12 protein-coding genes are annotated in these 10,874 nt (G+C 43.3%); all 12 read right to left on the bottom strand.

What is annotated here, in order from left to right; all coding sequences use genetic code 11:
• Window positions 1-2: 2 nt before the first annotated feature.
• The 12 genes from F7R58_RS01385 to F7R58_RS01330 are packed head-to-tail and all read right to left on the bottom strand — an operon-like array spanning window position 3 to window position 10,873.
• Window positions 3-242: a hypothetical protein gene (locus F7R58_RS01385; protein ID WP_024565601.1), complete on the bottom strand. Its 240-nt coding sequence runs from the start codon at window positions 240-242 to the stop codon at window positions 3-5.
• A 2-nt stretch (window positions 243-244) separates the two neighbouring features.
• Complete coding sequence (locus tag F7R58_RS01380; RefSeq protein ID WP_024565600.1) at window positions 245-1,114, bottom strand: DUF4138 domain-containing protein; 870 nt, start codon at window positions 1,112-1,114, stop codon at window positions 245-247.
• 2 nt (window positions 1,115-1,116) lie between these two features.
• Entirely contained in the window at window positions 1,117-2,325 is a 1,209-nt protein-coding gene (traM, locus tag F7R58_RS01375) for a conjugative transposon protein TraM (protein WP_024565599.1), read from the bottom strand.
• A complete protein-coding gene (locus tag F7R58_RS01370; protein WP_024565598.1) occupies window positions 2,321-2,674 on the bottom strand; it encodes a hypothetical protein in 354 nt (117 codons plus the stop codon). The genes traM and F7R58_RS01370 overlap by 5 nt, the downstream gene beginning before the upstream one ends.
• A 2-nt stretch (window positions 2,675-2,676) precedes the next feature.
• On the bottom strand, window positions 2,677-3,291 hold the full coding sequence (gene traK / locus F7R58_RS01365; protein ID WP_024565597.1) for a conjugative transposon protein TraK: 615 nt from the start codon (window positions 3,289-3,291) through the stop codon (window positions 2,677-2,679).
• Between the two features lie 5 nt (window positions 3,292-3,296).
• Window positions 3,297-4,547, bottom strand: coding sequence for a type IV secretion system protein (locus tag F7R58_RS01360; RefSeq protein WP_158063198.1), 1,251 nt, complete (start codon window positions 4,545-4,547; stop codon window positions 3,297-3,299).
• A gap of 2 nt (window positions 4,548-4,549) precedes the next feature.
• Window positions 4,550-5,380, bottom strand: a complete 831-nt coding sequence (locus tag F7R58_RS01355; protein WP_024565595.1) for a hypothetical protein — start codon at window positions 5,378-5,380, stop codon at window positions 4,550-4,552.
• A 4-nt stretch (window positions 5,381-5,384) separates the two neighbouring features.
• Window positions 5,385-6,050 carry a hypothetical protein gene (locus F7R58_RS01350; protein ID WP_158063197.1) on the bottom strand — a complete coding sequence of 222 codons (666 nt, stop codon included), beginning with the start codon at window positions 6,048-6,050 and terminating at the stop codon, window positions 5,385-5,387.
• A 2-nt stretch (window positions 6,051-6,052) separates the two neighbouring features.
• On the bottom strand, window positions 6,053-6,760 hold the full coding sequence (locus F7R58_RS01345; RefSeq protein ID WP_024567402.1) for a hypothetical protein: 708 nt from the start codon (window positions 6,758-6,760) through the stop codon (window positions 6,053-6,055).
• A 43-nt stretch (window positions 6,761-6,803) separates the two neighbouring features.
• A complete protein-coding gene (locus tag F7R58_RS01340) occupies window positions 6,804-7,526 on the bottom strand; it encodes a hypothetical protein (RefSeq protein ID WP_024567403.1) in 723 nt (240 codons plus the stop codon).
• Entirely contained in the window at window positions 7,513-10,587 is a 3,075-nt protein-coding gene (locus tag F7R58_RS01335; protein ID WP_158063196.1) for a TraG family conjugative transposon ATPase, read from the bottom strand. The genes F7R58_RS01340 and F7R58_RS01335 overlap by 14 nt, the downstream gene beginning before the upstream one ends.
• Window positions 10,559-10,873 (bottom strand): hypothetical protein, encoded by a 315-nt coding sequence (locus F7R58_RS01330; protein ID WP_024567405.1) that lies wholly within the window; start codon window positions 10,871-10,873, stop codon window positions 10,559-10,561. Before F7R58_RS01330 ends, F7R58_RS01335 begins: the two co-directional genes overlap by 29 nt.
• Between the last annotated feature and the right edge of the window lies 1 nt (window position 10,874).

Genomic DNA, 10,874 nt, shown 5'->3' with positions numbered 1-10,874 from the left:
TCCTATAAATTGTAGTTTTTTAAAAACTCTTTCTCTTTTTCCTCAATACGGTCTTTACCATAAATCTTCACTGCAATCTCCTTATACCACGCTTTCAGATAAGCCATTTTTATAATTTCCTTTTCTATTTCCTTCTTTGCTTTTCTGAGACGGAATAAAAAAAATATGGATATGCAAGAAGCGATGAAAGCGATGAACGCCAGGAGAAGGACAATAATTAATTCTGTTGGTAATGGGTTCATAACTAAAATGTATCTGCTTTTAAAATATCTGAATAATTCACCTTCATCTCGATGGTTCTTCCCGAGAGTTGTTCCTCAATCAGGCGGATCATCATCACCTTGCTGTTCGGAAAAGTGAATTTTTTGAAGACATAGATGTTTCTGAAATTTTTCCTGAAATGTTTCGGGGCGTAAAGTCTAAAAATCGGTGTCATCTCGATGCTTTGATTGTTGGTCGCCTTGTAGATTTTTTTGTCCTCGATGGAAAATTTTAGGTCTTCGATATCGTAACTCAGGTTCGAGCTGTTTTTGAAGGTCATATCGAGAAAGATGTAGTCGCTGATAACGTACACATTGTTGAGCTGCATACTGAGTTTAAGGTCTTTTTGCTCCCTGATTGGATTTTCTTCCGTCTTCTTCTGGATGATGTCCATCGCAAACTTGGTCAGCTCCAAGTTGGAAAAACGGGTTTTGTCCAGTTCAATCGGCTGCATCTCTTCTGGCTGGATATGGATGTTGGTCACGGTGTTTTTATTTTCCGAATTTCTGTAAATAGCCTTATATTGGGCAATAAAAGACTGACCTACAACGGTTATTATTCCTATTTTGTCGCCATTCAATAAAGAGGTGGTTTTTGCCTTTTCCTTTGGGTCGACGTTGGTAGGAGCATCCGTGATCTTGATTCTCGCGATATTGATGTTCGGTAGATCACCCGTGAGTTTTTGGGTGGACAAATCCACATATTGGATGGGTTCCGGTGAGATGATGTGCAGGTTGACGCCCTCCGTAATCACTAGTTCGGGCAATTCCGAAATGACTTGTTCCTTGGTTGCGGTTTGGGCAATAAAAAGGTTGGATATAAGGAATAATAGGATATTGATTGCTGTTTTCATTTTTATTTCTTTTGTTGGTTTTGTGAGTCTTTAAGCTGTTTTTCGTCGATGAGAAATACATAGGAGTTGTATTTCAGTTTGGCTTTGTTGGTTTTAATGAGGTTGGCTATGGATTTGGAGGTGGAAGTGAACAATTTTGAGCCGATGCTCGTGAAAAATCCCTGTCCGCCCATATCCATCTGTGTTCCCTGTACGGAGTTGCTCCCCATTTCCCGAATCATGTCCCTGAAGACGCTTTCCGGAACATAAAGTCCCTTCAAACCGTCGATATCATAGATGGAAAGGTTGACGGGAAGAATTTCTCCCTTGGTAAATACCGAGACAATCTTGAGGTCAACCCGCTGCATGGAAAATCCCGAGATTTGCCCGTAAAGGATGGAGCCTTTCTCAATTTTTCTGTTGCCGACGAAGATGTCTTCCAATAATCGGAACCGGATTCTGCTTCCCAGAAATCCCTTGTTGTTTTCATCAATGACGGCTTTGATAAAACTGTTCTCATTTTCCCTGTAGAAGGCATTGAACTCGCTGTTGATTCCCGACTTGCCGACATTGAAGGTGGAATTGAGGAACTCGTCCATCTTTTCCTTGTTTGCCTTGAGTTTCTGTTCCGCCAAGAGTTTGGCTTGGTATTCGGGATCCCTCGCTTTTTCTAGGGAATCCATGACGAGCATCTGCTGTTTCAGATATTTTACGGGGTCTTGCTGTGCATTTTGATTACTAGATTTTTGATTTTCTGAAAGTTGCTCATTTTCCTGTTTCCCATTGGACTTGTCGTTCAGCATTCGGATGATTTCAGAAGACCTCTTGAAATCCTTGTCCTCATTTTGCTGTTTTGGATTGTAATAGGAAGAGTTGCCTCCTTTTGACGCCTGCTGATTTTGTCTGCTGGAGACCGCCTTCAGTGAATCGATCTTTCTTTTCTGGTCCAAAGACAACTGGTCTTCATAACTGAGCAGACTGTCCTCTTCCTTGTCCAATCCTCCGAGCATCGTCCTGTTGTCGTCCTTCTTGAAAAAGGCGTCGTAGGCATCGTTCTTCGTCATGATGGAGTCCCGTGTTTCTCCCAGAGACAGGGAAAGTTCTTTCGGCTTGTCCTTTTTAGAGGTGTCCTCTTTGGTAAATTGGGCACCTACATACACAAAGAGCAGCAGGAACGGCAATGCCAGAAGGGGCATCACATATTTTTTTTCCTTAAAGTTGATTTTCTTAATGTCCATGTTGCAGTTCTTGGTATTGGTTGTACAAATATTCTATTCTCAGGCTGTCTTCTTTTTGGAGTTCTTTTCGGTCCCTTTTCATTTTTAAAATTTTGAGTTCATTAACTATTTTCTCCATTTCTTTCTCTTGGTTTTTATTAATTTGCTGGGTCGTGTTGCTTTTGGAATAGAGGTTTGGGGGCTTGATTTTAAATGTCGACTGGCTCGGAAAGAAAATTCCCTGTATCAGCGATCCGATAAAAGACACGGAGAGAAAAACCATCGAATGGGTGAAAAACTTCTTCGGATTTTTTGCCGCCCATTCCAATCCCTTTTTTGCGGTTTGTTTTAGAAAATTTTTCATCTTTAATAGGAATTTTTGGTTTGGTTGGAGATTTCCTCGTTGTCGATAATCCTCCAATTTTTAAGCATCACACCGTGCGGATTGTTTGGACTTCGGATGATGTCCTCAAAGTATCCTTCGGTAATCAATTTTCTTGTAATCACGGCAGACTTTCTGGTAATCATCTGCTTTCCGAAAAAGGAGAATTTCTGTTGCTCCATATTGAGCGAGATGGAATCCGTATGAATACTGACCATGGAACTGGAGGCCACAATCTGGTTGTAGAAGCCTTTTTCCTTGAGATTGGTGTATTCTTTTTTTCCGCTGTCGTCAATGAGGTACAGTGATTTTTGAATATTCTCCTTGATGTAGGCATCATCGGGAGCCAAGGTGAAAAATAGTCGGTGGAACAGTTCAATTTGGGCTTTGTATTCTACGGGTCTGTTTAACAAGACATCGGTCTGCTTTGCCAGTACCGGAACCCCGTTGTCCAAAATGTAGATGGATTTTCTTGAATCCTGAATCATCCGATAGGCAAAGAAGAAGCCCGCCAATACGATAATTACGGCAAATGCTATTGTTCCCAGCGAAACTACCTTGTTGATTTTTATTCTTTGTTCGATATTTTTGATCAGCATCTTATTTATTTTTTGTTGTTATTCATCGCACTGTTGACCATTCCCGATGCGGAACCTGATGCAGCCGATTTTGCTGCTGCTCCCGCTACGGAAGCTCCACCGGTTTTGGCTGCCAATACCGTTGTTTTAGCGGCACTCGCCATTCTTCCAGCAGCACTCTTCATCTTGGTCATCGCACCTGCACCTCCCGCTGTAACAATGGTGTCGGCAATGGTGGGCGTCATCAATACCCCGATTCCCGTCACGATATAGGCGACACAGGTAAAGAGCTGGTTGTAGATCATTCCCGAATTGCTCACATAAACCATCAAGGCATCTAAATTGGTGATGGTTCCATTGGTTAAAAGCGTGTCATACCGCTCAATCTCCATTTCATAACCCGAAGCGATCAGTTGCTGACCAATATTGATGATGGTATAGGCTACAAAGGTGTATAGGTTGATGTTGATGAACTTGGAAACCCAGCTGTACAGCGAGTTTTCAAATCCTGGAACGAGCGCCATACCTACCGCAATAGGCCCCAAAATAATGAGGATGTAGGCCCAAATTTTTTGGATGAAGAAAATAAGGTAGACACAGATTCGAAGGATGGAAAGGCAAACGAACTCGATAATTTCTGCAACCAGTTTTTGGAGCTGGAACTCCATCCGTAACTGCCATTCCTTGATGGGTTGGATGAGTTTGTCCAGTCCCTCGCTGATGTCGAACCAAGAGTCGTCGGCATCTTTGCCGGTGTTGTTGATGACGTCCTGCTTCGCATCCTCGTCGGCTTTCAGTTTGATGACGGCATCGAGTAGCTGCTGCTGTTTCTTGAATCGTTGAATCCTCAAATCATTCACTTCGGACTCAATGTCGCTGAAAATGGCGATTCCCGGTTCTGCAATGGCTTCAAAGGGTGCCTGAATCAGATTGACAAAACCACTCCAATACACCAGGGTAAATCCAATGAGGATTGGTTTGAGCATCGGGGTGATTTCCCATTCCCGGTCGCCCGCCGCCATTTGCCAACCCATGTATCCGAGATACATCAACGCTCCCAGTCCTCCGATCGCCCTTCCAACCAAAGCGGATCCGACAGCACCGTTTTGAACGCTGTTGTCCAGTTTGGTAAAGACCTCCATAAACCATTTCTCAAATGCGCCGTCGCCCTTTAGAAATTGGAGCAGGTTGCTGTAGTCGCCGTCGGTTTGGGCAAAGCCGATTATCGGCAGCAATATTGCCAAGAGGCAAAATAAGGGTGTAGTATTTCTTTTCATCACTAAAATTTATGTTTGTACTGCTGCATCGTGTTGTGGATGATCTGCTTGTCGGAAGCGGGAGTCCAAGCCTGTGGCAATGCATAAGGCGAATGGTTTTTCAGAATATTTTTATAGTCCAAAAGAAGTGTCGTCTTATCGTTGTGTTTCCTTAATTCCTGCACGAACCTTCTCCATTTGATAAGGGTGTCATGGTACATCAAAAAGCGTTTTCCTCTCGGCATATCCATCGACCTCGACATTGAATATTTTTCCTTGATTAAGTCCAATTCCTCCTGAAGTCTTTTTAAAGTTCCCGTGGTATTGAGCGTTTCGTAGGTTTGCTGGTTCTTCAGCCTCCATTCGATAAAGTTTTGAGGATTGTCTGGAAATTCGGTAATGGGTCTGAGCATCCTTTTGTAGTAGAGCAACCAGAGCGGGTCTGCATCGACCGTCGCCGAAGTCCAATGGGCAAAGTCTTGGACGCTTCTTTTATAGATGGTGTCGGATGCCGCCTTTATCTTTTTTGCCTCTTCCTCTTGAAATTTCACTTGGGCAAAACGCTGGTTTTGAAGTCCCGTCGGTTTTAGCGGTCGGATATCTTCTCCATCCTTATAATCCCTGTTTCTGCTGGGAGCCCACATTCCCCAAACGGTGGCATACGCGAAGTTGGTCTGAATCCCCAAAAGGTATTTTGGATAGGGACGCCAATCGCCCCAACTCTGGAACACCATCCTTTTGTGCTGGGCTACGATGGAGGGGTCGTTCAAACGCTTTACGGTAAACTGCCCGAATACGCCGACTGCTGTCAGCAAAAGCGGAACGAGGGCAAATTTTTTAACTAATTTTTTCATCTTTTTAATTGAATATGTATTTGTATTTCTGGATAATGTCTCCGACAATCGCCCTGTCGATATTGAGGTAGTTTCTTAGCACTGGAACCTGGTACAGGTACGGAATCTTCTTGGCGTTTTCTAACCGCAATATGATGTAGAGGATGTTTCCATTGATGTTCCGAACTCGGGTAAACACCTTTTCAATAAGCATCTCCCTGTCCATCGGATCCATCAGGAAATCCTTGTTCTCGTTCAAAATATCCTGCGTGACTTCCTGCTTGAGTTTTAAGGTCTGTTTGCCGATTTCGACATAGTATTTGGAAACCAAGACGGCATATTCTGGATGTTGCGCCGACAAGTCCAGCATTTTGTTGGAGTTGTTCGCTACCTTTCCCAGATATTGGTACAGATAGATTAACTTTTTGCTCTGCGTGAGTGCCGAGTTGACATTTTTTAGTTGTTGGTAGATGTATTCCTGAATGGCGATGACCTTTGCAGTCTTGTTTTTAATGTCGTCGTACAGTTCCTTCTGTTTTTCATAAGAGTTTAGAAATGCCTGCTCGCTTCCCAGCCTTACGCCGTGGTTGGTGGTCATCTGCACCAAGAGTTTGTCGTTGATAACAATCTGCTGTCCGCTTACAAAACCAACAGAAAAAAACAAGATTCCTCCGATAAATAGTTTTCTCATTTTTAAAAGGATTTGATGTTTTTCATAATGTTCTCGACCACCTGTTTGTCCCGATTCACATAGTATTGAAAGGCTCTTTTGTTTCGTAAGACTTTTGCCTTGATGTCCCGAATCTTTAAAAGCATATGGGTAGAATTTCTGCTCAGCGTCTTGACTTCTCCCAAGGCATAATCCAATAAAATCTTGCGCTCCGACTTTTCCATCTGGTTCATTGCCCCATAGGAAACCACAATCCCGACAATCAGCCTCGTCACCATTTGCAGATCATCCACAAACTGAACCTGTGAAGGCAGAACCGCGATGATGGAATAAGGTGCGGTACTGATTTCATGGATAATGGCTTGCTGGTTTTGGGTGATTTTCGTAATCTCCCTGCTCATCGCAATTCCTGTGGGAATCGCTTGAATGGCGAACGATACGATTCGAAGTCTGTCCTGAATTTTGGTCACCTTGTCCTTGAAATTGTTCCACTGGGTTTTGTTGGCAGTTTCCACCGTGGCATTGGCAATTTGGTTTTTCCGCATCTCCTTCTGCCTCTCGTTTTCATCCATCGTCGCCTTGATTTCTAGGTTCATCATCGGAAAGGATACGTTTTCCTGCTGCCAAGACGGCGTGGAGCCGCCACTGGATGAAGTGAGCACAAAATAAATCAGCAAGCCCCCAAACCCCCGAAGGGGGCTTTTTAAAGCGTTAATTATGGGATGTTTCATTTTCATCTTATTTTTTTACATTGTTCCCCTTTGGGGACAGGGGCTAGAAATTTCTTTTGTATCGGTTCATAATATTTTCTACAATTCCCTTGTCGGTATTGATGTATCCTGCAAATGGATTGATGGAGTTCCAGAATCCCAAACGATTGGCTTTTTCCAGTCTTAACTTGATTGCCAGAAGCCAAAGCTTTAGGTTTTTGACATTCTCGGAAATGTTGTGCAATATCTTGTATCGGTCTCCCGCAGTGGCAAGGTTCAGCTCTCCCGAGGCGAGGATGTCGGAGACATCAGTCACTATTTTTATACTCTGTTCATAGGTTTTCTGTGAAGCCTTTACCCCGAAAATGGCATATTGTGGATGTGCCGATGCCAACTGAACTACCTGCGATGAATAATTGTAGCATTTGTTGAGTTCCGAATAAATCTCCTTCACCTGGATTCCGTTCTGCAAGGTTCCCGAAACTTCCTTCAGACCTTTCAGAATCTTATTCTGAATATCGTTGGCAACCACCATCTGGGTTCCCACCCACGCTTGGGCATCCTTCAGTTTGGAGGTTTCATCAATCACATCGTTCTGCTTGGCTTTCAAGTTTTCTGAATAGAGGATCATCGCCGCCGTTACCGTCGGGTCGATGTAGGTGTTTTGGGAGAAGCCCCATGTCCCCCAAAGGGGGAGAATCAACAGGAAAAGCCTCCTCCAAACCCTCCAAGAGAGGGAATTTATTGAAAGTCCCCTTTGGGGATTTTGGGGCTTATACTTTTTCATATTCCTCGTGTTTTTGGTTGATTAATTCTGAAAAATGGATATTTCGGTTTTCCAATTCCTGCGAGATGATTTTGAAGATATTTTGCCCTTTGTGCGTCTTCTTCATCATCCTGTAATAGGAAACCACCTTTTTGTCCAATGGCTTTTGATAAAGGTTGACGAGCGATACCAAGTTTTCAAGGCTGTCTCCGAAATTTTTCAAATCGCCTACAATTTTTTGCAAAGCCTCGTCGTAGTTTCCGTATTGTTGGACATAGTATTCGACTGCGGATTTTTCGGGTTTTTCCGTGGTGTAGGTTAAATACTGCTCCAAGGAAACCTCATTGCCGTACACTTCTCCTTTGGAACCCCGCTTCAGATAAAATTCCTTGAAACGGCTTCTTCCAAACTTGTTGTTCAAATTATTGATGGTGAAAATCTTGTTTTGTTCCACCTTGTTCAATGAAAGCAGTGATGCAATCTTGTCGAAGTTGTCCTTGAACTTGGTCTGATCCAGCAATATGAAGGTGTCCGAGTTATTAATAATACTGTCTTTTACGACGGCGTTTCCGATGATGTCGTCCAATTCCTGTGTAACGACCACCGCCTCTCCCCAAAACTTTCTTACGGTTTTGTAGAGATAGAGAATATATCCGCCCATCAATTTGCTGGCAATCGCCTTCCATGCTTCCTCGATGATGAGCGCCTTTCTTCGGTCTTTTCGGAGACGCATTTTCTGGATGAAGGTATCCATGATAATGAGTGTCACGATCGGAAACAGTTTCGGGTTGTCTTTCACATTGTCGATTTCAAAGACGATGAATGGTTCGTCAAAGAGCGTGTTGTCTGCACTTTCGTTGAGTGTCGTTCCATATCTTCCGCCTTTGTAGAAATCCTTCAGCACGAACAAGAATGTCCTTAGATTAAATTCCTTTTCGGTGATGTGGTGTTTCTTATTGTTCAGGTAAAGGGGCAGAAATTTATCGCAGTAGTCATAGAATCCGTTGAAGGAAAGTTCTTTTGCCTCCAATTTTTCTTCGAGCTCCTTAATTTTCTTGATGATGGTTTTTCGGAAGGACTCGTTCCATTCTTCCGCCGTTTTCGGCTGCCTGATAATCTCGTTGGACTTGATGAGGATGAGTTGCGTCTCATTGTAGATTTTTCTCTTATCTTCATCGTTCAAGGTTTCATAAGCTTCGTAAACCTTGTAGAATTTTTCGCTGTCGTAATTCGGGTTGTTCATATTTTTGTCCGGATGATATTCGATGGCGAGTTTTCGGAACGCCTCCTTGATTTCGTCGGAACCCGCATCGAACGCGATTCCCAAAATGTCGTAGTAGTTGTTTTGTCCATTGGACTGCTTCTCAAAATCTGAAATAATATCCTCCTCGTGGATGTTGTATTTGTTCAGATAGAGAATGAGTTCTTCCGAAGTCTTGCTTTCATACCACCTTGTTCCCGAATTGAAATATTGGTGGTAGTACGACATCAGCACATTGTCCAAAATGGATTTCTGTGCGGACGACATCGTGGCGTCGGGACCCTGCCAAATCAGGAAAATCAAATTGGTCAAAAATTCTATTTTTTCGATGTTGAACTCTTTTTTGTCCATCAGAAAGGGATTCATGGTGATGGGTTTTTCTTCGGTGTACTGGATGTATCTCCCGCCTTTGTATTTGCAGGTACCCGAATAAGAATCGCCCGTGTCCACAATCACCACATCGTAATTGTAGGTCAGGTATTGCTCCACGATATTGTTCATCAGGAAGGACTTTCCAGAACCTGATGGCCCGAGGACAAATTTGTTCCTGTTGTTGATTCTTCCCGTCTTCATCGGCAAATCCGCTGGGTCAACTTTCAAAGGAACGCCTTGTCTGTCCGTAAACCGCAGATAAAAATTGGATTCCTCGTTCACGGGGTAACTTTCTTTAAAAAAAAAACACAAGGCCGCTTCGCTTGTCGTCATAAATAAATCGTACTCTCGAAGTTCCGTGGCATTGCCCGGAATGGCGGAGCGGAAGAGTTCGAGCTGGTTGTAGGCATTCTTGGAAACGATAATCCCCTTCGTAAAGAGCTTGTTCTCAATCATCGACTGTATCCCTTCCATTTTTTCCAGTGTATGTGTTGAAAATATTAGGGAGAAATGGGCATTGACCACGAGTTGTCCGTCGATGGCGATATTGTGCAGAAGGGTCTGGATTTCTTCTGCAATAATGGCGTTGGATGGCGAGTTGTTTGCCGCTCCCTCGTGCTTTTTCTTCTTTTTGTCGAGTTCCCGCTGTTGTTGCGCCTGCAGGGGAATGGTGATGACCTGATTGTAGATGATGGCTTCGTAATCCTCCAATTCATTGATGAAGGTGAAATTGTCCACCGCTGTTTCCGATGCGGCTCCATTTCCACCCAGTATGGAAAAAGGGTCTATTTCTGAAGGCAGGTCGATATTTTCGACATCCACATAGGAAATATTTTTGACGAAGCGGTTTCCGATTTGGAGATATTCGTTGGTACTTTTGATATTGTCAAAAACCGGGGTTTCCGTAAACTGCATCGACAATACACCCGAAATGTAGTATTCAAAATCTTTCTCATATAAAAATTGGGGTTCGCAACCGCTCTGCTTCAAGAGCATCAACACCTTTTGGCATTTGTCGCGAAGTTCCTTGTAACTTTTTTCGGAAAACTGGTAGTGCTTGTTTTTCTTCTTGAGTTTGTCGTCCACAATGTCCGTAAACAGGAGTACCGTTTCGATGGTTTTAAATAGTCTTCCGTCAAAATGCTCGGAGTATTTCTGCTGGAGGAACTGGTTGGAGGATTCGGCGGTATATCTCTTTTTGGAAAAGATGTCGAGTTTTTGAACGATTCTTCCTTCGCCAATAATGGATACGACTTGATTCAGCACGGTATGGAAGTTCAGGTAGTTGTCTGGGTCGGCGGAATACTGTTCCACAATGTTCTTAATTCTGATGCCGATAATCGGATTCCCGTACTGTCCGAAGAGGACATCAAAATCCCATCCAAAATCCTTTCCGTAATCGTAGCCGATGAAGGGAATGTCAAATGCCTGTTTCTTTGTCTTTACCATCTTTTAAAAATCTTTTGTTGTTGAGTTTTTTTGGAAAAATGAATATCTGGTCAAAATTTTTGGTCTTGTCGTAGAGTCCGTTTTTGTCCTGCTTCTTGAAAATGAGGTAGACACCTCCTGCGGTTACCAATAAACCTAATAATGAACCCAGCAATCCGAATTTGGATAAGATGAGTGCCGCAACCACACCTGCGCCGATGACGGCTACCGCATAAATGATGTATTTGCCTTTGAGTCCGAAGAATACAAGGGGTTTTTTGAGCCCCTTGTACAGGTAGTATCCCATC

This window comes from Chryseobacterium sp. (genome assembly GCF_008831505.1).
Classification (GTDB): domain Bacteria; phylum Bacteroidota; class Bacteroidia; order Flavobacteriales; family Weeksellaceae; genus Marnyiella.
Note: the sequence above shows the minus strand (reverse complement) of the source record. Positions and strands in the feature narration are given on the sequence as shown.